General features: G+C 52.9%; 16 protein-coding genes and 1 tRNA gene. 9 read left to right on the top strand and 8 right to left on the bottom strand.

Going from position 1 to position 24,233, the window contains the following annotated elements; translation table 11 throughout:
* The first annotated feature begins 95 nt into the window (after positions 1-95).
* A complete protein-coding gene (locus HVX72_RS19025; protein WP_181822100.1) occupies positions 96-1,295 on the top strand; it encodes a DUF898 family protein in 1,200 nt (399 codons plus the stop codon).
* Positions 1,296-1,382: 87 nt separating this feature from the next.
* Here the strand turns inward: HVX72_RS19025 and HVX72_RS19020 are convergent, their stop codons facing one another.
* The 3 genes from HVX72_RS19020 to pepA form a co-directional block, all read right to left on the bottom strand.
* Positions 1,383-4,238, bottom strand: coding sequence for a valine--tRNA ligase (locus HVX72_RS19020; protein ID WP_181822099.1), 2,856 nt, complete (start codon positions 4,236-4,238; stop codon positions 1,383-1,385).
* Positions 4,238-4,681: a DNA polymerase III subunit chi gene (gene holC / locus HVX72_RS19015; protein ID WP_042289386.1), complete on the bottom strand. Its 444-nt coding sequence runs from the start codon at positions 4,679-4,681 to the stop codon at positions 4,238-4,240. Before holC ends, HVX72_RS19020 begins: the two co-directional genes overlap by 1 nt.
* Positions 4,682-4,801: 120 nt before the next feature.
* The gene (gene pepA / locus HVX72_RS19010) at positions 4,802-6,313 is read right to left on the bottom strand and encodes a leucyl aminopeptidase (protein ID WP_060570896.1); all 1,512 of its coding nucleotides are present in this window, start codon (positions 6,311-6,313) and stop codon (positions 4,802-4,804) included.
* Between the two features lie 153 nt (positions 6,314-6,466).
* Between pepA and ytgA the strand changes: the two genes are divergently transcribed.
* The 3 genes from ytgA to lptG all read left to right on the top strand — a co-directional run bounded on the left by ytgA (position 6,467) and on the right by lptG (position 8,762).
* Complete coding sequence (gene ytgA / locus HVX72_RS22115) at positions 6,467-6,517, top strand: protein YtgA (RefSeq protein WP_211180521.1); 51 nt, start codon at positions 6,467-6,469, stop codon at positions 6,515-6,517.
* 62 nt (positions 6,518-6,579) lie between these two features.
* Entirely contained in the window at positions 6,580-7,680 is a 1,101-nt protein-coding gene (lptF, locus tag HVX72_RS19005) for an LPS export ABC transporter permease LptF (protein ID WP_060570895.1), read from the top strand.
* Positions 7,680-8,762: an LPS export ABC transporter permease LptG gene (gene lptG / locus HVX72_RS19000; RefSeq protein WP_181822098.1), complete on the top strand. Its 1,083-nt coding sequence runs from the start codon at positions 7,680-7,682 to the stop codon at positions 8,760-8,762. The genes lptF and lptG overlap by 1 nt, the downstream gene beginning before the upstream one ends.
* A gap of 79 nt (positions 8,763-8,841) precedes the next feature.
* Here the strand turns inward: lptG and HVX72_RS18995 are convergent, their stop codons facing one another.
* Both HVX72_RS18995 and HVX72_RS18990 read right to left on the bottom strand, forming a co-directional pair.
* Positions 8,842-10,344, bottom strand: a complete 1,503-nt coding sequence (locus HVX72_RS18995; RefSeq protein WP_181822097.1) for a helicase HerA-like C-terminal domain-containing protein — start codon at positions 10,342-10,344, stop codon at positions 8,842-8,844.
* Positions 10,345-10,479: 135 nt separating this feature from the next.
* Positions 10,480-11,499, bottom strand: coding sequence for an NAD(P)-dependent alcohol dehydrogenase (locus HVX72_RS18990; protein WP_181822096.1), 1,020 nt, complete (start codon positions 11,497-11,499; stop codon positions 10,480-10,482).
* Positions 11,500-11,697: 198 nt separating this feature from the next.
* On the opposite strand from HVX72_RS18990, the gene HVX72_RS18985 reads away from it, so the two are divergent.
* The 5 genes from HVX72_RS18985 (at position 11,698) to dbpB (ending at position 17,052) form a co-directional block, all read left to right on the top strand.
* Positions 11,698-11,782 (top strand) — tRNA-Leu (locus HVX72_RS18985).
* 186 nt (positions 11,783-11,968) lie between these two features.
* Positions 11,969-13,213: an integrase arm-type DNA-binding domain-containing protein gene (locus tag HVX72_RS18980; RefSeq protein WP_181822095.1), complete on the top strand. Its 1,245-nt coding sequence runs from the start codon at positions 11,969-11,971 to the stop codon at positions 13,211-13,213.
* A 539-nt stretch (positions 13,214-13,752) separates the two neighbouring features.
* Positions 13,753-14,604 carry a hypothetical protein gene (locus tag HVX72_RS18975; protein WP_176555971.1) on the top strand — a complete coding sequence of 284 codons (852 nt, stop codon included), beginning with the start codon at positions 13,753-13,755 and terminating at the stop codon, positions 14,602-14,604.
* A 73-nt stretch (positions 14,605-14,677) separates the two neighbouring features.
* Positions 14,678-15,928: a tRNA-guanine transglycosylase DpdA gene (gene dpdA, locus HVX72_RS18970; RefSeq protein WP_047650378.1), complete on the top strand. Its 1,251-nt coding sequence runs from the start codon at positions 14,678-14,680 to the stop codon at positions 15,926-15,928.
* Positions 15,925-17,052, top strand: a complete 1,128-nt coding sequence (gene dbpB / locus HVX72_RS18965) for a DGQHR domain-containing protein DpdB (protein WP_047063873.1) — start codon at positions 15,925-15,927, stop codon at positions 17,050-17,052. The genes dpdA and dbpB overlap by 4 nt, the downstream gene beginning before the upstream one ends.
* 23 nt (positions 17,053-17,075) lie before the next feature.
* On the opposite strand, the gene dpdD is transcribed toward dbpB, so the two are convergent.
* From dpdD to dpdJ, 3 genes are read right to left on the bottom strand one after another with little or no spacing between them, the layout of a single operon-like run.
* The gene (gene dpdD / locus HVX72_RS18960; RefSeq protein WP_181822094.1) at positions 17,076-19,259 is read right to left on the bottom strand and encodes a protein DpdD; all 2,184 of its coding nucleotides are present in this window, start codon (positions 19,257-19,259) and stop codon (positions 17,076-17,078) included.
* Positions 19,252-19,782, bottom strand: a complete 531-nt coding sequence (gene dpdK / locus HVX72_RS18955) for a phospholipase D-like domain-containing protein DpdK (RefSeq protein ID WP_047053963.1) — start codon at positions 19,780-19,782, stop codon at positions 19,252-19,254. The genes dpdD and dpdK overlap by 8 nt, the downstream gene beginning before the upstream one ends.
* Positions 19,783-19,793: 11 nt before the next feature.
* On the bottom strand, positions 19,794-24,230 hold the full coding sequence (gene dpdJ, locus HVX72_RS18950; RefSeq protein WP_181822093.1) for a protein DpdJ: 4,437 nt from the start codon (positions 24,228-24,230) through the stop codon (positions 19,794-19,796).
* Positions 24,231-24,233 lie beyond the last annotated feature (3 nt).

Below are 24,233 nucleotides of genomic sequence, written 5' to 3'. Positions count from 1 at the left end.
AAATCAAAACATGAATAAGGTATTATTCTTTTACAGGCAAACTATTGCCTGCTAATTATGTGCATTTTTAAGGAACAATTTTTCAGGGATCTAATATGCAGGAAAATCTTATAAAGAGTGAGCCTCCGTCTCATCGTTTTCATTTTCGCGGCGATGGCGGTAGCTATTTTCTTATTTGTCTTGTCAATTCATTACTGGTTTTAATTACGCTGGGTATTTATTTGCCATGGGCGCTAATGAAATGCCGCCGCTATATTTATGCCAACATGACGCTAAACGGCCAACCTTTTAGCTGGAACATGAAAGGTGGCGATATATTCCTGAGCTGGCTGATGTTGGTGGTGATATATATCGCAGGCGTCGGATTTATTAGCATGGAGTACGTTGCGGTTGGCGCGATGATTCTGGCGCTGCTGATCTTATCGCTTCCCATACTGATGATGAAAAATCTGCAATGTCAGGCGATTATGACCTCGCTGAACGGCATTCGCTTTGGCTTTCGATTTTCTTCTGTGAAGGCGATGTGGAATCTGCTGTTTCTGCCGGTATTGTTGATATTGGCACTGGTCGTGGTGGTTTATTGCCTGTACCGGGTTTGCCCGCGCGAAAGTTTGGGCGAAATTATTTTTTCGGCGATTGCGCTGGGTCTGATATCGCTGGCGGGAATGGGCACGATCAGCGGCTTTCTCTACAGTCGCCTGATGACAATGGTGGGTGAGGGAGGCAGTTTTGGCATCCACCGTTTTTCGGTACAGGTTAACCTCCGGCACTGCATTAAGTCGGCGATTCTGGCAATGGCGGCGTTAATTCCGTTTCTCACGGTGATCGGTTTTATGGCCGTTGCGTTGATCAAATCCGCCGCAGAACTGGACGTGACGGGGATGTCGGAAGACGAGATAGAGACGCTAATTCTTATCGAATACCAACGACAGATTATGATGATGCAGATTATTTATTATCTGGGCTTTGCGGTATCGACCAGCTATCTCATCGTCGCGTTTCGTAACCATTTCCTCAATAACCTGCAACTTGCCGACGGACATATCCGTTTTCGCTCTACGCTGAGCTGGCATGGGATGGTGTACCGGTTGGGCGGTCTGTATCTGATTTCAGGGATTACCGGCGGGCTGGCCTATCCGCTGCTGCGCGTGTGGGTGATTAAATGGCTGGCGGAGAACACCTGCGTGGTGGGCGATCTGGATACGCTGGCGCTGACCGACAGCGATGAGCGGCTAGATAACGGCCTGGTGTCGCGCCTGTCCCGCGGCGTGATGCCGACACTCTATTTTATGTAAAAAAAAAAGCCGGATGGCGTGACCGCTTCTCCGGCTTTAATCTTGTGAGCCGGACAAGACATTCTGCCTCGTTGTCCGGCTGTCTGCTTACAGTGCGGCAATCACCGCCTGCTGCTCAATCAGCTTGGCTTTCGCTTCGGCGTAGCCTTCCAGCTTCTCACGCTCTTTGGCGATCACCGCTTCCGGTGCGCGCGCCACAAAGCCTTCGTTGGCCAGTTTGCCTTCAATACGGCCAATTTCGGCTTCCACCTTCGCCACTTCCTTCGCCAGACGCGCCAGTTCTGCCTCTTTGTCGATCAGGCCCGCCATTGGGATCAGTAGCTCGGCGCCGTCGATAATCTTGGTTACGGAAACCGGACCTTTATCATCCACAGGCAGTACGGTGATGCTTTCCAGACGCGCCAGCGTTTGCAGGAAGCTACGGTTGTCGTTCACGCGACGAACGGCATCTTCGCTACAACCGCGCAGCAGCAGCGCCAGCGGTTTGCCCGGCGCGATGTTCATTTCCGCGCGAATATTACGTACAGCCACGATCGCCTGCTTCAGCCATTCGGTATCCGCCAGCGCCGCTTCGTCAACCTGAGAGGCGTCATAAGCCGGGAACGGCTGGAGCATGATAGTGTCTGCGTTAATGCCGCAAATCACCTTCACGCGCTGCCAGATGGTTTCCGTGATGAACGGAATGATCGGATGCGCCAGGCGCAGCAGACCTTCCAGTACGGTCACCAGCGTATGGCGGGTGCCGCGCAGTTCTGCTTCTGTACCGCCGTTCATTACCGGCTTGGTCAGCTCAAGATACCAGTCACAGAACTGGTTCCAGGTGAATTCATACAGAATGCCTGCGGCAATGTCGAAGCGGAAGCTGTCCAGCGCTTCACGGTACGCTTTTACGGTCCGGTTGAATTCCGCGAGGATCCAACGGTCTGCCAGCGACAGCGTCATTTCACCGCCGTTGAAACCGCAGTCCTGATCTTCGGTATTCATCAGGACAAAACGGCTGGCGTTCCACAGCTTGTTACAGAAGTTACGGTAGCCTTCCAGACGCTTCATATCCCAATTGATGTCGCGACCGGTTGACGCCAGCGCCGCCAGGGTGAAGCGCAGGGCGTCGGTGCCGTGCGGTTCAATGCCGTCCGGGAACTGCTTCTCGGTGCGTTTGGCGATCTTCTCTGCCAGCTGCGGCTGCATCATATTGCCGGTACGTTTCTCCAGCAGTTCCGGCAGGGAGATGCCGTCCACCATATCCAGTGGGTCAATCACGTTACCCTTGGACTTGGACATCTTCTGGCCTTCATCGTCACGGATCAGACCGGTCATGTAGACGGTATGGAACGGAACCTGCGGTTTACCGTTTTCATCTTTGATGAAGTGCATGGTCATCATGATCATGCGGGCGATCCAGAAGAAGATGATGTCGAAGCCGGACACCATTACGCTGGTTGGGTGGAACTGACGCAGCGCGTCGGTGTTTTCCGGCCAACCGAGGGTGGAGAAGGTCCACAGCGCGGAAGAGAACCAGGTATCCAGCACGTCGTCGTCCTGACGCAGCGCAACGTCGGCGGACAGGTTATTTTCCTGACGCACGTCGTCTTCGCTGCGGCCGACATAAACGTTGCCTTCGTTGTCGTACCACGCCGGGATGCGGTGACCCCACCACAGCTGGCGGGAAATACACCAGTCCTGAATATCGCGCATCCAGGAGAAGTACATGTTTTCATACTGCTTCGGCACAAACTGAATATCGCCGTTTTCAACCGCTTCTACCGCCGGTTTGGCCAGCACGTCGGCGCGGACGTACCACTGGTCGGTCAGCATCGGTTCGATAACCACGCCGCCGCGATCGCCGTACGGCACGGTAAGATCGTGCGGTTTAATTTCTTCCAGCAGGCCCAGCGCGTCTACAGCGGCAACCACCGCTTTACGTGCGGCGAAGCGTTCCAGCTTCTGGAACTCAGCCGGGATATCGCTTGAGTAAACGTCAGACTCGTTGCCTTTGGTGTCGTACACTTCCGCGCTTTCGCGGATGTCACCGTCGAAAGTCAGAATGTTGATCATCGGCAGAGCGTGACGACGGCCCACTTCGTAGTCGTTAAAGTCGTGCGCCGGGGTGATCTTCACGCAGCCGGTGCCTTTTTCCATGTCGGCGTGTTCGTCGCCGACAATAGGAATACGGCGGTTCACCAGCGGCAGCACCACGAACTTGCCAATCAGATCCTTATAACGCGGATCTTCCGGGTTCACGGCCACGCCGGTATCGCCCAACAGCGTTTCCGGACGGGTGGTTGCGACCACCAGATAATCTTTACCGTCGGCGGTTTTGGCGCCGTCGGCCAGCGGATAGCGGATATGCCACATGGAGCCTTTCGACTCGCGGTTTTCCACTTCGAGGTCAGAGATCGCGGTGCGCAGCTTCGGGTCCCAGTTCACCAGACGTTTGCCGCGGTAGATCAGGTCTTCTTTGTACAGACGGACGAACACTTCTTTCACGGCATTGGAAAGACCTTCGTCCATGGTGAAGCGCTCGCGCTCCCAGTCTACGGAGTTGCCGAGACGGCGCATCTGGCGAGTGATCGTGCCGCCGGATTCCGCCTTCCACTGCCAGATTTTATCAATGAAGGCGTCACGGCCGTAGTCGTGACGGGTTTTCCCTTCTTCTGCGGCAATTTTACGCTCAACCACCATCTGGGTTGCGATACCGGCGTGGTCGGTGCCGACCTGCCACAAGGTGTTTTTGCCCTGCATACGCTGGTAGCGAATCATGGTGTCCATGATGGTTTGCTGGAAAGCATGACCCATATGCAAACTGCCGGTGACGTTCGGCGGCGGGATCATGATGCAGAAACTCTCCTGGCTTTCATCGCCATTGGGTTTGAAATAGCCCTGCTTTTCCCAGTGCTCGTAAAGCGGCTGTTCGATATCTTGCGGGTTGTATGTCTTTTCCATTATTTCCAGGTTGCCGTATTCAGGTTAAAACCCGCCACGCGGTAGGCTTTGTAGCGCTCGCGTGCGGATTGTTTCAGAGAATCTTCGTGAGGAACGAAGTCTATCACTTCTGTGAAAGCGGTGGCAAAATCTGCAAAGCCGACGCGCAGGCTGATGAGCAGATCGCGTGGGCTGCTGTTGCGCTTTTCCGGCCAGGCGATTTCGACCGGCGCGCCACCGCGCGGGCCTTCCCCGGCCAGATTGTGCGGAACAAAGCTTTCCGCAGGTCTTGCCCATAGCGCTTCATCCAGACGCAGCGCCTGCTTTTCGTTTTCGCAGGCGATCAGTACGCGCTTGCCGCTGCGCCAACGTTCTGCGGCAATGTCACACACCAACTGTTCGACGGCGCTGAGGCCGTCCACGGTGTTGTCGTTGTCGAGAAGGTAGAACGTTGCGTTTCTCATATTGGGGGCTTCTTGTTGTGGATTTATATGCAAAGCCGGATGGCGCGATGCTTATCCGGCCTGCAATCAGCATTTTTACGTCGCCCCGGTAGCATAGCGCCACCGGGCAACAGACGACAATTACTCGTCGCCGTTAAAACCCGCACGGTTCAGCAGGAACTGCGACAGCAGTGCTACCGGACGACCTGTTGCGCCTTTTGCTTTTCCGGAGCGCCAGGCCGTACCGGCGATATCCAGGTGCGCCCAGTTGTACTTACGGGTAAAGCGCGACAGGAAGCAGCCCGCGGTAATCGCCCCACCCGGACGTCCGCCAATGTTCGCCATATCGGCAAAGTTAGACTCCAGTTGCTCCTGGAACTCGTCACCCAGCGGCAGACGCCATGCGCGATCGCCCGCTTGCTCGGACGCGCCGATAAGCTCGTGCGCCAGCGGATTATGGTTCGACATCAGTCCGGTGATGTGGTGGCCCAGCGCAATCACGCAGGCGCCGGTCAGGGTCGCGACGTCAATCACCGCTTCCGGCTCAAAACGCTCAACGTAGGTTAACACGTCACAGAGCACCAGACGGCCTTCGGCGTCGGTGTTCAGCACTTCGACGGTCTGACCGGACATGGTGGTCAGCACGTCGCCCGGACGATAGGCGCGACCGCCCGGCATGTTTTCACATCCCGCCAGCACGCCAATGACGTTAATCGGCAGTTGCAGTTCAGCGACCATACGCATTACGCCGTAAACTGCCGCTGCGCCGCACATGTCGTACTTCATCTCATCCATGCCTTCGGCTGGTTTGATGGAGATACCGCCAGAGTCAAAGGTCAAGCCTTTCCCGACCAGCACAATCGGGCGCGCGTCTTCGTCCGGACTGCCTTTGTATTCAATGACCGACATCAGCGATTCGTTCTGGGAGCCGTGTCCGACCGCGAGATAGGCGCACATCCCCAGTTCGCGCATCTGCTGTTCGCCAATGACACGGGTTACAACGTTTTTGCTGTAACTGTCAGCCAACTGGCGCGCTTGTGACGCCAGGTAGGCGGCGTTACAGATATTTGGCGGCATATTGCCGAGGTCTTTCGCCGCTTTGATCCCGGCGGCGATTGCCAGACCGTGTTGAATGGCGCGCTCGCCGCTGGTCAGTTCACGGCGGGTCGGGACGTTAAAGACCATTTTACGTAACGGGCGACGCGGCTCGCTTTTGGTGGTCTTCAGTTGATCGAAGCTGTAAAGGGTCTCTTTCGCGGTTTCCACCGCCTGACGCACTTTCCAGTAATTGTTGCGGCCTTTGACGTGCAGTTCTGTCAGGAAGCAGACGGCTTCCATTGAGCCGGTATCATTCAGGGTATTTATCGTTTTCTGAATAACCTGCTTATACTGACGTTCATCCAGCTCGCGCTCTTTGCCACAACCGATGAGGAGGATACGCTCGGACAGAACGTTTGGAACATGGTGCAGTAACAACGTCTGCCCCGGTTTTCCTTCCAGTTCGCCACGGCGCAGCAGGGCACTGATGTACCCGTCGCTGATTTTATCGAGCTGTTCTGCAATCGGAGAAAGGCGGCGTGGTTCAAAGACGCCCACGACGATGCAGGCACTCCGCTGTTTCTCCGGGCTACCGCTTTTTACACTAAACTCCATGCACTACGCTCCTGAATCTTAAAGACAACGGCGGCACCTGCGGTTAGAATTGCAAGCTTTCGTAACTCATGTCCGCTGTTGCGGTGACTTCGTGTTAATCTTAACGTTATTACGGCATTGGCACGTCAGAACGCGTTCTGAGCGGCGAATCCGCTGAGTATAATAATTTTAGCGACGATTTCGACGACTCAAGAGAATAAATGACGGATAAGCCATGAAACAAGCTAAATTCCTGCAAAAGACGAGTTTTTACGGGCGTATTTAAAGTGATAATCATAAGATATCTGGTGCGGGAGACGCTCAAGAGCCAACTGGCGATTCTCTTTATCCTGCTTCTGATCTTTTTCTGTCAGAAGCTGGTGAGGATCCTCGGCGCGGCGGTTGACGGTGACATTCCGGCAAATCTGGTGCTCTCGCTTCTGGGGCTTGGCGTACCTGAAATGGCGCAGCTCATCCTTCCCCTCAGCCTGTTCCTCGGGCTTTTGATGACGCTGGGCAAACTCTATACCGAAAGCGAAATTACGGTCATGCACGCCTGTGGTCTGAGCAAGGCGGTGCTGGTCAAAGCCGCCATGATACTGGCGCTGTTCACCGGGATCATCGCCGCGGTCAACGTCATGTGGGCGGGACCGTGGTCGTCAAAACATCAGGACGAAGTGCTGGCGGAAGCCAAAGCCAACCCGGGTATGGCCGCGCTGGCGCAGGGACAATTCCAGCAGGCGACCAACGGCAGCTCGGTGCTGTTTATCGAAAGCGTAGACGGCAGCGACTTTAAGGATGTCTTCCTGGCGCAAATTCGCCCGAAAGGCAACGCGCGTCCATCCGTGGTCGTGGCAGATTCCGGACACTTGACCCAACTGCGCGACGGCTCCCAGGTGGTCACGCTGAATAAAGGCACCCGCTTCGAAGGCACCGCACTATTGCGCGATTTCCGGATTACTGACTTCCAGGATTATCGGGCGATTATCGGTCATCAGGCGGTTGCGCTGGATCCGAACGATACCGACCAGATGGACATGCGCACGCTGTGGACGACCGACACCGATCGCGCCCGTGCCGAGCTGCACTGGCGTATCACATTAGTATTCACAGTATTTATGATGGCGTTGATGGTTGTGCCGCTGAGCGTGGTAAACCCGCGCCAGGGACGTGTGCTCTCGATGTTACCGGCGATGTTGTTGTACCTGATGTTCTTCCTGATCCAGACCTCGCTGAAATCCAACGGCGGTAAAGGCAAGCTGGATCCGGCTATCTGGATGTGGTTGGTCAACCTGTTGTATCTGGCGTTAGCCATTGGCCTGAACCTGTGGGATACCGTGCCGGTGCGCCGACTGCGCGCCCGTTTTTCACGTAAAGGAGCGGTGTGATGCAGCCATTTGGTGTCCTTGACCGCTATATCGGTAAAACCATTTTTACCACCATCATGATGACGCTGTTCATGCTGGCGTCGCTCTCTGGCATCATCAAGTTCGTCGACCAGCTGAAAAAGGCCGGGCAGGGGAACTACGATGCGCTGGGCGCCGGGATGTATACCTTGCTCAGTGTGCCGAAAGATGTCCAGATCTTCTTCCCGATGGCCGCGTTGCTTGGCGCGCTGCTGGGCCTCGGCATGCTGGCCCAGCGCAGCGAACTGGTGGTGATGCAGGCCTCCGGCTTCACCCGGATGCAGGTCGCGCTTTCCGTCATGAAAACCGCGATTCCGCTGGTGCTGCTGACCATGGCTATCGGCGAATGGGTCGCGCCGCAGGGTGAACAGATGGCGCGTAATTACCGTGCGCAGGCGATGTACGGCGGTTCGCTGCTTTCCACCCAGCAGGGGTTATGGGCGAAAGACGGCAACAGTTTTGTTTATATCGAACGGGTAAAAGGTGAAGAAGAGTTAGGCGGCATCAGTATTTACGCCTTTAACGATCAGCGCCGTTTGCAGTCTGTTCGCTACGCGGCCTCCGCGACGTTCGACCCGGACGAGAAGGTCTGGCGTCTGTCGCAGGTGGACGAGTCGAACCTGCAGGATCCTAAACAGATTACTGGCACTCAGACGGTGAGCGGTATATGGAAAACCAACCTCACGCCGGACAAACTGGGCGTGGTGGCGCTGGACCCGGATGCGCTTTCCATTAGCGGCCTGCACAACTACGTGAAGTATCTGAAGTCGAGCGGCCAGGACGCCGGACGCTACCAGCTCAATATGTGGAGCAAAATCTTCCAGCCGTTGTCCGTGGCGGTAATGATGCTGATGGCCCTGTCGTTTATCTTCGGTCCACTGCGTAGCGTACCGATGGGCGTGCGTGTGGTCACCGGCATCAGCTTTGGTTTCGTCTTTTATGTACTGGACCAAATCTTCGGCCCGTTGACGCTGGTTTACGGTATACCGCCGGTTGTCGGCGCGCTGTTGCCGAGCGCTTCGTTCTTCTTGATAAGCCTGTGGCTGATGATGCGCAAGTCGTAACCGCAGTTTTATCCTTGTGATTGCCCGGTGGCGCTACGCTTGCCGGGCACAATGGGTGCAGCGTTCAGTGTCCGTCAGGCTAACGCTTTCTGCCGCCCAACAGGCTTCCCAGCATCCCGCGAATGATCTGATTGGTAACCTGTCGCGCTGCGCTTTTCGCTACGCTTTGTACCACGCCGTCGCGCTTGCCGCCGCGCGGACCGGTGCTGCCAAACAAAATATCCTTCAACCCGCCCAGGATACCATCGTCAACCGCTACCTCTTTGCCTTTCGCTGCAGGCGCGTTTTGCTCTTCAGTCGCGGCCTGAACACCCTTTTGCAGCAACTCAAACGCCGACTCGCGATCCCGTTCTTCTTCATATTTTCCATAGAGTGAAGAGTGGTTTATCAACCCGTTGCGCTCGTCGTCAGTGACTGGCCCCATACGCGAGCAGGGGGCAATCACCATTGCCCGCTCCACCACCGATGGACTACCTTTGGCATCCAGGAAGGAGATCAGCGCTTCGCCGGTGCCCAGTTCCTGAATGGCTTTTTCCGTGTCGAACGCTGGATTGGCGCGCATGGTTTGCGCGGCGGTTTTCACCGCTTTTTGATCTTTCGGCGTAAAGGCCCGCAGGGCGTGCTGGACACGATTGCCCAGTTGACCGAGCACGTTATCCGGGATATCAGCGGGATTCTGTGAGACGAACCAGACGCCAACGCCCTTCGAACGGATGAGGCGGATCACCTGTTCGATTTTATCCAGCAGCACCTCTGGCGCATCGTTGAACAGCAAATGCGCTTCGTCGAAAAAGAACACCAGCTTCGGTTTTTCCAGATCGCCCGCCTCCGGCAGTTGCTCGTAAAACTCAGAGAGCATCCACAGCAGGCTGGCGGCATAGAGTTTCGGCATCTGGTAGAGTTTTTCGGCGCTAAGGATATTGATGATCCCTTTACCGCTGGCATCGGTGCGCATCCAGTCTTTGATGTCGAGCATCGGCTCGCCGAAGAAATGGTTCGCCCCCTGTTGTTCTAAAGTCAACAGGCCGCGCTGGATCGCGCCGATGGAAGCGCTGCTGATATTGCCATACTGATTCTGGAAGGATTTCGCGTTATCGCCGATATACTGGGTAATCGCCCGCAGGTCTTTAAAATCGAGCAGTAAAAATCCCTGATCGTCGGCAATGCGGAAGATGATGTTCAGCACGCCGGACTGCACCTCATTGAGATTCAGCAGGCGCGCCAGTAGGAGCGGTCCGAGGTCCGAGATCGTGGCGCGTACCGGATGTCCCTTCTCGCCAAAGATATCCCACAGCACCACCGGGTTATTATGCGGCTGCCAGTCGCTGACGCCGATGTTTTGCAGCCTGGCAAGCAACTTCTCGGAGGCTTGTCCTTCCTGAGCCACCCCGGTGAGATCGCCTTTAACATCCGCCATAAATACCGGTACGCCGATGCCGGATAGCGACTCGGCGAGCTTTTGCAGCGTGACGGTTTTCCCTGTCCCTGTCGCCCCGGTAATCAGGCCGTGACTGTTCGCCATACCAGGCAGTAAAAACAGTTCGGTGTCCGGCGTGCGGGCAATTAACAAGGGTGCGCTCATGAGATTTCCTCCGTTTATCCTGCGTCGAGTATAGGCAACCGTGCGGCACTCTTCACCGCTTTATTCAACAGATTGCGAGGAGGATTCCAAAGAGGAGGAGAGGACCGGGCAGCGAATGCCGCCCGGTAGAAGCGATTAAAAGTCGGCTTTAAGCACCACGCGATAACGGGCTTTGCCTTCACGAACGTGCTGGATAGCCTCGTTGATTTGCGACATGGGGAACAGTTCGGTGGTAGGCGCAACCTTGCTGCGACCGGCGAACTTCATTAGCTTACGCAGTTCAAAAGGCGTACCTGTTGCCGAGCCGGAGATGCTGCGATCGCCAGCAATCAGGGTAAACGCCGGGACAGGCAGCGGCTTCAGCACCGCACCGACGGTGTGGAAGTTGCCGCCGTGGGCTAGCGCTTCAAAATACGGTTGCCAGTCGAGATCGACGTTGACGGTGTTGATGATCAGATCGAACTGTCCAGCCAGTGCTTTCAGCGCTTCGGGATCGCGGCTGTTCACCACGATATCGGCACCCATTGCCAATACTTCCTGCTTTTTCGCCGGATTGGAGCTAAACGCGGTCACTTCGCAACCCATCGCATGCAGGAGCTTGATGGCGATATGCCCGAGCCCGCCAATACCGATTACCCCAACACGGCTGGTGGCAGTAATGTGGTGCATCAGCAGCGGTTTAAATACCGTGATGCCGCCGCACAGCAATGGGCCTGCGGATTCAATATCAATGCTGTCCGGCAGCGGAATCACCCATTGCCAGTCTGCGCGAATTTTCTCGGCAAAGCCGCCGCGATTCAAAATGGTAGGGACGGCGCCTTCCAGACAATTGACCTGGTTACCGCTGATACAGGCGTCGCAATGCCCGCAGCTGCGCGCTGTCCAGCCAATGCCAACGCGCTGACCGACCTTCAGCCCTTTATCCTGCGCCGCGCTGCCGAGGGCCGCCACGCGACCAATCACCTCATGTCCCGCCACCAGCGGGTAGCTCGACATACCCCACTCGTTATCGATCATCGACAAATCGGAATGGCAGATACCGCAGTAGTCCACCTTTACCTCGACATCTTCTGCCTTGAGTTCACCCGCATCATATTCAAAGAGTTCGAGTTCGCTGCCCGCTTCTTTCGCGGCATAGCTTTTTATCATCGACATCGTGTTTCCCTCGTGTGGTGTTGAACTGGAAGTGTAGAGCATGGAAAACCGCGATGCTTCGCAGAAGGGGGGATAATGGCGTCAGATGGGGAAGGTGTGCTGATTTTTTCAACACTTAGTGAACAAGGCGGATGCTACTGCTTGCATGGTTGCGAGCGACAGGTATAATCCACAACGTTTTCCGCATACCTCTTCAGTGCCGAAGTGGCGAAATCGGTAGACGCAGTTGATTCAAAATCAACCGTAGAAATACGTGCCGGTTCGAGTCCGGCCTTCGGCACCATCGGAACATCAATAGACGTCAACGGACGTCTTTTTTTGTGCCTGAAATCCAGTATTTACCCATTATTCCCGCTATATTAACTCTCTCAAGGTCAACTTACTTCAACGTACATCTACCAACAGATGTTGGTACAGATGATGGTATTTCCGGTTCGATAATGCTTGTACCAACAGGGAGGGGATAAGCATGGCTCTAACAGATATCAAAGTCAGAACAGCCAAGCCAACGGATAAGCAATATAAGCTGACTGATGGCAACGGTATGCATCTTCTCGTCCATCCCAATGGTTCTAAATACTGGCGTTTGCAATACCGATTTGGCGGAAAGCAAAAGATGCTGGCTCTGGGTGTTTATCCTGCTGTGTCACTCGCTGATGCAAGGGCTCGTCGTGATGAGGCTCGTAAGCTTTTGGCAAACAGCATCGATCCGGGAGATAAAAAGAAAAATGATAAGGTTGAGCAGGAAGAAGCACGTACTTTCGAACAACTTGCTATTGAGTGGCATGCCACAAATAAAAAGTGGTCGGAAGAACATAGCCGACGAGTACTGAAAAGTCTGGAGGATAATCTCTTCCCTGCCATAGGTAAGCGAAATATTGCTGATCTTAAAACTAGAGACCTGCTAGTCCCAATCAAAGCGGTAGAGTTGTCGGGGCGACTTGAGGTGGCATCCCGTCTACAGCAGCGCACTACTGCAATTATGAGATATGCCGTTCAGAGTGGTTTACTTGATTACAATCCCGCACAGGAAATGGTTGGTGCTGTTGCTTCAAGTAACAGGCAGCATAGACCTGCATTGGAGTTGAAACGTACCCCCGAACTGCTTCAGCGCATTGACAGCTATACGGGTAGACCTTTGACCCGCCTTGCCGTTGAGCTAACCCTCCTTGTATTTATTCGTTCAAGTGAACTGCGTTTTGCTCGTTGGTCTGAGATCGATTTTGAAACATCGATGTGGACGATCCCAGCAGAGCGAGAAGCTATTGAAGGGGTGAAGCACTCCCAGCGTGGTTCAAAAATGCGTACGCCTCATTTGGTGCCGTTATCTCGTCAGGCGTTAGCAATCCTTAAACAGGTACACAAACTTAGTGGCGAGCGCGATTTTGTTTTCATTGGCGATCACGACCATCGTAAACCGATGAGTGAGAACACGGTGAACAAGGCGCTGCGCGTTATGGGTTATGACACGAAGGTAGAGGTTTGTGGACATGGTTTCAGAACAATGGCCTGTAGTTCATTGATAGAATCGGGATTGTGGTCGAGGGATGCGGTTGAACGGCAGATGAGCCATATGGAGCGTAACTCTGTACGTGCGGCTTATATTCATAAGGCCGAGCATCTGGATGAGCGCAGACTGATGCTGCAGTGGTGGGCTGATTTTTTGGATGCGAATCGGGAAAAGGAAGTTAGTCCTTATGACTTTGGTAAATAATCTAATTCCTGACGCTTGCTATGCGTGAATTTGAAAAGCCAGCTTGAACTATAACCCATACTTTTTTATAACTGTATTGTTCTGGCGATTCAGAGGTGCACTATGAAAACTTTCGATACTCAACTTGCGATGAGTATTGTATCGCACTCAACGGGAGGTTTTAGTTACGACACTCTAGCTAGAGCTTTGATTTCTAAGAATAAAAATGAAAGCCCCGACATTCTTCTTGAGTCATGTCGAAATTTTTGTCTCTCTCTTGAGGAAAAAGGCATTCTGAGGCGATGCCAAAAATGTTCTCATTCTCAAGATGAGTATTTCGAGTATATTCCTCACTAACATCAGTCCCTGAAAATTTTTTCAGGGACTGATAACTCCGTTCTTGTCATCCCCTTTTTTCTCCTGTAGCTTGTGTAACACGATTCTGGGGGGCGATTGTGAGCAACATTAACTTAATAACAACATGTACAAACGGCAAACACTACGGTAGTAGGGATATATTGAGTCTGAGTCAATTTTCATCAGGCCGAACACCTTCAAATGTGCTCGTGAATTCTTGGTGCAATGCTCTGAATGAAGCTATTTCTACCTCTGCAACTGTATGTGCAAAGGATCTTTATAAAGGTGGGCATTGGGCGACAGCTAAAGCCATCTTAGATGATTATCCTATTGATTTATGGGTTCTTTCTGCTGGCTTAGGCCTCCTTCACTACAAAGACAATGTTGTACCTTATAAAGCGACCTTTGCTGTTGGATATGACGAATCAATACCATTGTATTCTCAAGAATATGCAGGAAAAAGTTTTCATAGAACATGGTGGAAAGAAATAACCAATAGATCTATTTTTAAATCTAAGCATCCTACATCTATTGTAGAGTTAATGAAAAAAAGAAAAAAAGAATATTATATAATCTGTGGTTCCCCAGATTATATTAATGCAATTGAACTGGATATCATTAATGGTCTTGAATATTTGGTTGATGCAAAAAAACAACTGCTTATTATAACTTCCAAAAAAATCAATAGTAGGCTGAATGCATACCTTTTCAAAACCAACCAAAATATAGCTCAGTGGTTGAGATGCAATATGCTTATGCTTAATATCAGTGTGGCAAAATACATTGTGAACGAATTTACGTCAAAACAACTCAATGATTTAAATGAGCTATCTCAAAAGTTAATAGAAGAACTCAAGGAGTTACCTGAGCGTGAAGTGAAAAAAGGAATTCGTCGTAGCCCGGAGGAAGTTAAGTCATTCATTTTAAAGCTTATGGAACAAAATCCTGGTATCAGTGCAACACATGCGTTGCGTGAATTTCGTGACTCGGGAAATTCATTTGAGGAAAAACGTTTTCGGGCTGAGTTTAAGGCCCTTAGAGAGGCTAAACCTTAATGCTACTTGCCTGGGTTTCATGGTAGAATCCCCCGTTTTTTGAGGCTTAGCAGTGGCGTCACAGGAGAGTAAGTTGTCGAAGCTAAAGTATTTTTTCCCTGATAGTCAGGATTTTATCGATCCCAGTTTTGACTTCTTCCGCGAAACGCGTAACGAACATCGCGTGCGTCAACGTGACGATCATTATCCGCATGAGGTTTTTCCTCATCCTTATGATGGTATGCTGGTTTCTAAAGCTGTAGTAGATGGTCTTGGTGGCGGTGAGAGCAAATATACCCGTGCCCAGCGTTTGCGTTATTTCCGTAATGGAATGAAGCACTTTTTCCGTCTTCCGGAAAATATGGAAACCATGGGTGATTGCGGAGCCTTCACCTATGTTAACCAGGACGTCCCCCCATACCGTGTGGAAGAGGTGATTGAGTTCTACGAAACTTCCCGCTTTAACCATGGCGTTTCTCTCGATCACATTGTCTTTGGCTATGAGAAGCCAGGTGAAGTATTCAGTGGCGAAGTATTGGCTGAATGTCGCCGACGCCAAGATATCACTCTGACCTTGGCTCAAGAGTTTTTAAACAAGTCTCAAAAGTCCTGTTTTACTCCCTTTGGCGTTGCACATGGATGGAGCAAAACTTCCTATCGTCAGTCTGTAGAGGCCCTGCTGGCCATGGGATACAGAAATATCACCATGGGGGGGATGGTGCCGTTGAAAACGGCGCAGATCCTTGAGACTCTCGAAGAGATTAAACCGCTGCTGAAAAGTGATACACGTGTTCACTTGCTTGGCATTGCCCGTCCAGAGAGTTTCGCCGACTTTATCAAGTTTGGTGTGACCAGTATTGACTCAACAACACCGCTGCAGCAAGCCTTCAAAGATCGGAAAAACAACTATCATACGCCTGATGGCCCGGCCTATACCGCTGTGCGTGTCCCTCAGTTTGATGCGAATCCAAGCTTGAGTCGCAAAATAAAATCTGGCGTGATTGATCAGGATATTGCACGACATCTGGAAAAGGATGCCATGACTGCCCTGTTTGAATATGATAAAGGGGCTTTGTCCCTTGAGAAAACTCTTGATGCAGTCCTGGCATATGAACGCCTCCATTCGGGTGAAAAAGAGGCCGATAAAATCCGTGCGGATTATGAGCGTACGCTGGGAGAACGTCCTTGGAAACAATGCCAGTGCAATATTTGCCAGGCCATCGGTATCAACGTCATCATTTTCCGCGGAGCAGAACGTAACCGTCGCCGCGGTTTCCATAATATTCAGGTGTTGTACAACCGTTTACAGCACACATTGTCATTACGCTCAGAGGAACTGTCATGAGTGAATATCGTGTTCCCGCCCTGCGAATCCGACAGGGTGAGGAGAGGCAACTCTATAGCCTTGCGATAGAAGGTAAACAGATCAGCAAAATTGCAGCGATTTCGCGAATTCGTCGCGGTGAAGAGAATTTGGTTGGTTATCAGCGTCCAGAAGTACGTAACCATATTCGCGAAATTCAGCGCTATATTGAGAGTAAAAACCCGATGATACCAAACCCGGTGATTATCGCTTTTGATAAGCGTGTGCGTTTTGAACCGCTTACAGATAATGGCGACATGGGGCATCTGGTGATACCTTTCTCCGAAGATAAGGATTTTGAGAAGCCAGGGTTTATTGTGGATGGTCAACAACGTACTGCTGCTTTGCGGGATGCGGAAATCGACTCGTTTATGATGCCGGTCTCTGCATTTATCGCTAATGATGCAGAAGAACAACGCGAGCAGTTTATGCTGGTTAACTCCACAAAACCGCTGCCCAAAACGTTGTTATACGAACTGGCACCGCATACCCACGGTCGTTTGCCATCCGATCTGCAAATGCGTAAGTTTCCTTCGCTGCTGACTCAACGACTGAACTTCGGGGAAGGTCCACTTGCGGGGCGCATCAAAACGGCAACCAATCCTGATGGGGTTATTGCTGACAACTCGATGATCAAAATGATCGATGCTAGTCTTCGTGAGGGAGCATTGTATCGCTTCCGTGACCCTGCGACAGGGTTGGGGGATGAAGGGAAGATGGTGAAACTGCTGAATAACTTCTGGTCGGCGGTGGAAACCGTGTTTACCGATGACTGGGACAAAAAGCCGCGCTATTCCCGTCTATTACACGGCGTCGGTATTCTTGCACTGGGTAGCCTGATGGATGAAATTGATCAGGTGCATCAGGACTATAAAGGTGAACCTGGCTGGACTGAGATCCCTTCCTATACTCGTTTTGTCGAAGAGTTAAATCGCATCAAGTCGCTTTGTGCATGGAGTAGTGGCGCGTGGAACTTCGGTACGGATATTGATGGTCAGCCTATCGTCCGTAAATGGAATGAACTGCAGAACCTGTCGAAAGATATCTCATTAGTGACGGATTATCTGGTCACAAGTTATATCAAAGCAGCGAACGCCAATATATAAAAAAGGGGCATTTGCCCCTTTTTTTATGCCACTACTGCAGAGACCTGCTGAACGTGCGCAATAAACGCGTTCAGCATTGACCCGGCACCTTTACCTGTAGGGTAGATTAAATCTCTGCGCTGTGCTGAGACCGCGTAAAAGGCCTGATGAGTGGCGCTGCCTGCAGAAAAGATGAAGTAATCAGCCTGTTTTGCTTGATTAATCAACTTGTCGGTTGCAGTGTGCGCATGGCTGATCTCCACTCTGATCCCGGGGAACAGCGTTTCCAGCATCCGTTTCGCGCGTCTTACCGCGCCTTCTGTCAGGCTATAAATCGCCACTCTGGCTCCGGATAAGTCCGGCAATTCATCTTCTGCATCTGCCGTACAGCTATCCTGCTCAACCGGAAATACGCGCTCTGCACCTTCCCCTAGCACGTCAGTCGCCAAGTTGCGCATCACTGTACGAGTAGTCGGATCTAATCGCGCCCATATTCCGCTCACAAAAGACTGAACGCTGAGCCACAGCGAGGTGAGCGTCGCCCGATCCTGCACCGGAGCATCAAGGAAGAGTTCGATCAACTCGCCCAGCGCTGGCAGGTTGCGGAATGAACTGGCGCGTTCGACGATCAGTTCCAGCATGGCACCGGACTGTTGATACGCTTCCTGGCTAACAGAGCCTTGTAGGAAGCGGTCCGTCACCATTGTGGCCAGCTTGATATCCGCCTGACTGACGCTTTGTTCCATCGCAAGAACATCCAGCCACTTTAGCCACGTCGTACTACTCAGACTGAACTGATGACGTTCAAGCCATTCAATAAAGGCAGGCATCACGTTACGCAGGATCGGGAACGCGTCTGGTGGAACCTGACTTGATAGTAACTGGAGCATCGTCGCTTCATGGAACGAGTCGGCGGGCCAGTTTTCACTTTCCAGCGCGACCAGTTGCACCAGGCTGTTGCTGTCGACTTCTGACTGACATAGTCGGGAGAAACAGATATCCCAGCCCACGATTTGCGGATTGGTCAGATGGCGGATCTCCTCGATGAGTGTTTTCAGCAGTGGTACCGCCATCGCCTGCTCTATCAACTGCTGATCAAGCGTGTGGAGCGTTTGTGCGTAGCCGGTAATCTCCTCTTGCGTTGCGGTCAGGGAGGTTTGCAGATATGCGGCAAGCTGTTGCAGCGTATCCGGGAGCGACGCCGTCGCTGTCGCTGCTGACGGACTCACAACGTAGAACGGCCGACTGGCCCAGGTGTGCAATCCACTCAACCAGTCGGTTTTTAGGCGTTCTGGTAACGCGTTGAGCAGGTCGACTTCGCCAATAAGCATCACGCCGGTGGCCCAGGTTTTCCACGCCGCAAAGTCAGCCTCATCCTGGGATAAAAAAGGCATCTGCGTAAACAGAGGGTGTAGCGCCAGACATTGCGGGCGAAGATCCGCCGGGGAGGCCTGCGGATACCCGTGGATGTCGGGTGTAAAAAAGCGCTGCTGGTATGCTTTCAGCAGCATCCGCATCAGAGTTGTGGGAATGCGTCCCCGAACCAAATCAGCAAGCGAATCGTGATTCAGCAGCGTGTCCCACTTCTCTAACTTACCCGCCTGCTGGAGTTCAAGCAGCATAAGGTTGCGTCGCGAAAGCGCGCCGTTGTTCTTCAGTTCCTGTAGTAAAGCGTCGCTTGTGGCTTCGTCTTTTTGGCTATTCGCCAGAATGAAATCACTCAAGATCCGCCCAAAGGGACGTTTGACCGTGCGTACGATTGATGGCCTATCACGAAACAGGGCGATAACGTCTTTGAGCGCGGCGAAGACCCGCTCTTTTGCTGGTTTATCTTTCTGCTTTGTGGGCAGTAATTCGATCCGGATAAATCCGGCCGGACAGTGCGTCAGCAGAGCCGTTTCAGACAGCGATGTCGCTCCCTGCGCGGGGACGAAAGTCACCCTTCTATCGGCAATAACATCGGCAGACCCCAGCCTGGCATTCAACACATTGCTGAGCTCCAGCGTGGTGCGATCCGTTTCTGCCGCGGCAAAAAATACCCAGCGATGAGCATCGCACCAGGGCAGAATGATCGGCCACTGAGCGTCAGTCGCGCTCTCGTAGAGCGGCAGTAAGACGGTTTTTAAGTCCGCAGGGTAGGCGTTTTCAACGTTTTCTAGCAACCTGTCCAGCTTCAGTAAATTTCCGTTGCCAAAGAAGTCACGCACCCATTGAGGAGTATCAGTCATGGGTGTCTCCAAAGGTGTACTGGCCGCTAAATTCAATCAACGCATCTGAAATCACCGTATTATTAGTTGAAAACAGCAGATGCTCATCGTTCAGGTTTGCGCCGCTCCAGGTGTAATTCATGGATCCTTTCAGAAAGAAATGTTTGGTCAGCAACCCCTTGGCGTGCAGGTTCTCGTGATATAGGTATTGCATGTCGTGATCGGGCGATAAGCGCGTCAACAGTCGCTCGATAAAGACCACGCTGCGCGTGTCTTCACGTGTCACGATGCGTAGCGGACAGCCATTGTTGACGGCGGTGGCGAGCAATTCCTGGAAGCTGACCATCCGGGCCCCCCATGAAGGATCAAGAAAACTCCACTGACCGCCCCGGTTATCAATCACGTCAAAGTCGCTCATCCACGGTGAGATCAGCCAGATCGGTTCTGGGTAGAGGATCAAGCCACTAAACTGCGCGCTTAGAATTTCTCGCAAATGTCGCTGGCCCAGTGGGCCATGTAGGAAAATTTGTCGTTGTTCTTCCATTTCTGCGTTCCTTACAGCAGCGCTTCGGCCAGTTCAATACGTAACACTAGATTGCCATCCTGATAATCCACGGCGGATTCGCGGGGATAAAGATGCAAACCAAAGTACTCAATCGGGGTCACCTGCACCAGAGAGATCACTTCCACAATACGATGGCGGGCCTCGCGCGGGATATGCAGTTCTGCAAAGCCGTGTTGGGTAATGGCGTGATGTAACTGCGCTAACCAGTCGTTCTCGCTGATGCTGATGCTGCACGCCGTCTGTTGAAACAGTGAGCTTAGCAGCAGTCGTTCAGTCAGGTTGTTACCGGACTTAAACGGATTGTAATAGCTGAGAACCGACTGACGGATGGCATTGCCGCGCTGCCAGAGCATTCCCTGAATTTTGCAAAAGCGCTCAAAAACTTTAATCACACTGGCGTCAGGCAGTTCTTGCGTCGCTTGGGTATGGGCAAAAATATTCAGAGCGATTTCGTATCCGGCTTTGTCTTCCAGTTCCCGCCATGCGTTGAGATATGCAAGCATCTGCGCATCATGTGATGCCTGGCTGCCCGGACGTAGTACCCGTGTGTGCAGCACCGACATAAAACTGTGACTGAGTGCAAATCCCTGCGCCTTCAACAGCGCTCTGAGGTGGGCGTTAGCCTCACGGCGCTGCGGATGGCTGCTGGCCTTACGTATCGCATTTAAGGCCTCCTGGAGCTCGCTGGAAGAGGGGAGCCGCGAAAGCATTTCGAACAGGTCGTAGTCGATCTGCTCGTAATCGCTGGCGGCAAAACTACGCATAAACAGATTCAGTACGGAGACCGGATCCTGATGAAAAACGTCTTCCAGACGGGTAATGATGCCACAGCCGCCGGGTTCTGATTCGGTCAGCCAGATGTCCAGTACTTCGTCGTTGAGTTCGGTATCCACCACCAGACCGCGTTCATCGACATCCGGCAGCAACAGGTGGCTGGTTTGTTTGACCGCTCCGGCAAGGGTCGTTGTCAGCAGATGCTGTAGCCAGTCCTGAAAATCGACATCATCACTGAGATCCTGAGTCAGGATCGCGCTGTGCCTGTCCACCATTTCCAGAATGTCGGTCTCTTTAAACAGGTTGCGCAAATGTTGCTGCAGTTCCTGGCTTTCGGCGTCGTCTTCACCATCCTCGCTATTTTCAAAGATATTCTCTGCCTGGAAGAGTGTGTCCGCGATATCAGTCAGTCGACGTCGGCCGTCCGGGGTTTTTAATTCCGCGATAGAGTCTGCCAGAGACGACTGTGTGGCCAATTCCCGCGTAACCGCCGCTAGGTAGCACTCGTAGATCCAGTCAGCGGTGAACGTGTCATATTCGAAGCGTGGTTCATGTTTGATCCGATGCTGGAAATAGAGCGTTCGCAGTGCGCGCTGAATGGCCGGGTCATGCCGGAGGCGTTGCAGCAGAGTGGGCGGCAGCGTAAATCTGAGCCGGGCGCCATCCACCCACTGCCGCACGCCAACCCCGACAGGCTCGCCATTGTCGACCCACCTGAAGTTCACATGCGCCTGTTGCTTGGTTTTATTGCGTAATGAGGCTGTTGCGTGGGTGGCGTAACGCGTGACGTCGAGAGGTGTCATGTTCTGGTGGGTAAAGAACGTAATGGAGCGGAGGGTGTCCGTCCACGGGCCGGCAGGAATGGGGAGCGGATCGGCCTGATCGTCTGGGTTAAACCGGGTATGCCAGTACAGTTGCGAGTTGCTTTTCTCGGTGAGATTTTGCTCGAATCGCAGCGCGCGCGTAAGCACCTGCATCGGGCGAATGACCCTAATAGGGGGCTGACCTTCATACTCAATGATACACTCGGGCTGCCAGGTATCGCCGAAAGCCTGCTCAATTTCAAAATCAACATCCGAAACGCAATTCATCGCCGGAACAAAGTTGTTCGGGATAAGCCAGTCTGCTTCATTGTCGGAGTAAACGGCATAGCGCTTGGAAATGCGCCCCGGCGCAAACTCTTTCAGACCCTGAATAAAGGGCAAATGTTCACGTTTCTTGAACTTCCGCTCGAGATGGATCTCCAGTTCCGGCAGATTGAGTTCACTGAATAGCGCTGAAGGAATAAAGGCCGGCAGCGGGGAACGTCCCGTCGAACGGTCTGCCTCCGGTTGGCCCATCCGCGACCATTGGGTGGTGAGTTGTCGTTTTAATGTCGGCAGCAACTCCATCATGATCGAACGGGGCGGCGACCACAGTACACGCTGAAGTTGCTCGTCAGTGATGCGCAGCGCGTAGAACAGATACTTTTCCAACTCCTGCTGCCACGCATGTTGTTCGATCACGGCGGTAATCAGGTGGAACATACGATCAAGATGGTCAAGAGACTCTCGCTTTGTCTGCGGTTTATTCAGCAATGACCAGATATTACTTCCGGGGATCTTCATGCTCAGCCAGTCAAGTGTCGCCATTGCCGCCTGCATTTTCTGGATATGAATGTTGCCCATCGGCAACGACTGTCCTTTTATCTCTGGATTAATGAGCTCTTCATAGCGTTGATAAACGACGCGGTCGCGGCCAAATTCGGACAGGACTGCGACCATCCACGGACGCATAGTTCTTGAACGACCGGCACGCCCTTTACGCTGCAAATAGGAGGCAACGTTACGTGGCGCTTTATGCTGAATAACCATGCCAACTGAGGGGTCGTTAAAGCCCACCTCCAGCGACGCGGTTGCAATTACCACTTCCGCTCTAGGATCGACCCCGACGTCCTGACTGGACGTTCGGGCAACGATGGCCCGGTCATTTTCGTCAAGTGGGTGACCAATATCCTGCGCGATACGCCAGTTCTGTCCTGCCAGAGTCAGCGTATGGCTGTTTTGCGGTGTTTCCAGACGCTGAGCGGCCAGCGGCGGTTTCGCAACGTATAAGTTTTGACCACGTGACCGCCAGCCTTCGGCGTCACACAGTTGATGATAAAGTCGGTTATTGATATCCAGATCGTCGGTGAAGACGAAGGTTTTTTGCCCCCATGTCCCGCGTGATTTTTTCCTTTTCGTATCCAGAATACGCCGGGCGAGCATGCTGGTCTGGATAGTAGTAGACAGCAGGGCGGTTTGCGAGACCGGATCACCGCGTAATGCCAGCAGATATTCAGCCCCTTCATCTTCCATTTCGTGGAGCTTCGGTTCGATAAGAGCCACATGTTTTTTATGCGCGCCTACCAGATCGGCGAAGAAACGTTCGGCGTCACTTAGCGTTGCCGACAGCCCGACAAAATGGGGGCGACTGCGTGCAAGTTGCATCCAGCGTCGCAGCAGATAGGCTGTCTGCGCACCGGTATTCCCCACATAGGTGTGTACTTCATCCAGCAGGACTACCGGCGGCGGTGTTACGCCGATGCCAACGCCAAATAGGTGATTCGTTTGGTTATTCCCGAGGTGCTGATTGAGCATTTCGGTGGTAGTAAACAGGATGTCAGGCGGGTTTTTCATCAGCGAGACGCGGGTTAGGATCACTTCGTCACTGTCTACGCTGTGATCGCAGTGGCTACAACGAAGAATCTCTCTTTTCGCTTTGATATCTTCTGCTTTCCAGTGCATTTGCCCCGGACATTTCGGCGTGGTGCAACGGAGTAAATCAAAGGGCATATCCTTGTCTTTATCTTTCGTTGCGTATTGATGGTTGAACGGGGTGTCACCGAAAAAAGAACCAATACGGATCTTGCGTCCTGCCAGTGCTAGGGCCTGACTGTCGAGTTCACGACATTTGCCCCAGGTTTCCATGAACTGATCTTTAAGCAGTTCTTTACGCGGATACAGTGCCAGCGTCCTGACCCGCTGTGCGTTGTCGCGCTGAATATCATTGAGGAGCGAGGTGAGTGCCGGGAGATAGAACGCCAGCGTTTTACCACTCCCCGTACCGGCACAGACAATGGTCCCGGTGGCTTCTTTCGCGTGAGCATGATGACTATGAAAGTGCCAGGCGCGCAAAATACGTTCGGTTGAGCGTTCCTGAAAGCCGGCAATGGAAAAGTCGCCGATCAGTCGGGAAAGCGCCTTGCGTTTAATCTCGTTCATCCACGGGACGTCGACCCATTTGCTCAGCACCGTTTGCGCCGGAAGTTCCCGCTTCGGATAGTTGCGCGGGCGACGGACGAAACGGTAGTCGGCGACAAGCGTCCGGGCTCGCTGAAGCGGTTGATCGCGGAACCATTGACGCTGGTGGCGGAACAGGTAGACCGATTCCGCCATACGCGTGCGGTAGCGCGTCCCCCCTTTGCTGGTCGGGACGCTGAAGAGCATGGCAGCATTCTGCAGTTCTGCCAGTAACGACTCTGCATCTTCGTAGGGCAGGTGCCGGGTAAAGAGTGAGATGATATCGGCATGGGTAAATGCGCCATTCGTATCCCCCCAGACCAGCAGTTCCGCTTCCCGCTCTTCGAGCAGGTCCAGCGCCTGGTGCAAGTGGGACAAATCAGCCGTAGACATAAA

Origin of the sequence: Citrobacter sp. RHB21-C05, from assembly GCF_013889015.1 — a bacterium.
GTDB classification, from domain to species: Bacteria; Pseudomonadota; Gammaproteobacteria; order Enterobacterales; family Enterobacteriaceae; genus Citrobacter_A; species Citrobacter_A sedlakii.
The sequence above is the reverse complement of the archived record's forward strand: the minus strand, read 5'-3'. Positions and strand labels throughout refer to the sequence as shown.

Excerpts from the sequence above, each read along its gene's own strand:
- dpdK (WP_047053963.1), bottom strand. The coding sequence starts at position 19,782 with ATGGAAGAACAACGACAAATTTTCCTACATGGCCCACTGGGCCAGCGA.
- dbpB (WP_047063873.1), top strand. The coding sequence starts at position 15,925 with ATGAGTGAATATCGTGTTCCCGCCCTGCGAATCCGACAGGGTGAGGAG.
- HVX72_RS19020 (WP_181822099.1), bottom strand. The coding sequence starts at position 4,238 with ATGGAAAAGACATACAACCCGCAAGATATCGAACAGCCGCTTTACGAG.
- HVX72_RS18995 (WP_181822097.1), bottom strand. The coding sequence starts at position 10,344 with ATGAGCGCACCCTTGTTAATTGCCCGCACGCCGGACACCGAACTGTTT.
- dpdJ (WP_181822093.1), bottom strand. The coding sequence starts at position 24,230 with ATGTCTACGGCTGATTTGTCCCACTTGCACCAGGCGCTGGACCTGCTC.
- HVX72_RS18980 (WP_181822095.1), top strand. The coding sequence starts at position 11,969 with ATGGCTCTAACAGATATCAAAGTCAGAACAGCCAAGCCAACGGATAAG.
- lptG (WP_181822098.1), top strand. The coding sequence starts at position 7,680 with ATGCAGCCATTTGGTGTCCTTGACCGCTATATCGGTAAAACCATTTTT.
- holC (WP_042289386.1), bottom strand. The coding sequence starts at position 4,681 with ATGAGAAACGCAACGTTCTACCTTCTCGACAACGACAACACCGTGGAC.
- HVX72_RS18990 (WP_181822096.1), bottom strand. The coding sequence starts at position 11,499 with ATGTCGATGATAAAAAGCTATGCCGCGAAAGAAGCGGGCAGCGAACTC.
- dpdD (WP_181822094.1), bottom strand. The coding sequence starts at position 19,259 with ATGACTGATACTCCTCAATGGGTGCGTGACTTCTTTGGCAACGGAAAT.
- pepA (WP_060570896.1), bottom strand. The coding sequence starts at position 6,313 with ATGGAGTTTAGTGTAAAAAGCGGTAGCCCGGAGAAACAGCGGAGTGCC.
- HVX72_RS19025 (WP_181822100.1), top strand. The coding sequence starts at position 96 with ATGCAGGAAAATCTTATAAAGAGTGAGCCTCCGTCTCATCGTTTTCAT.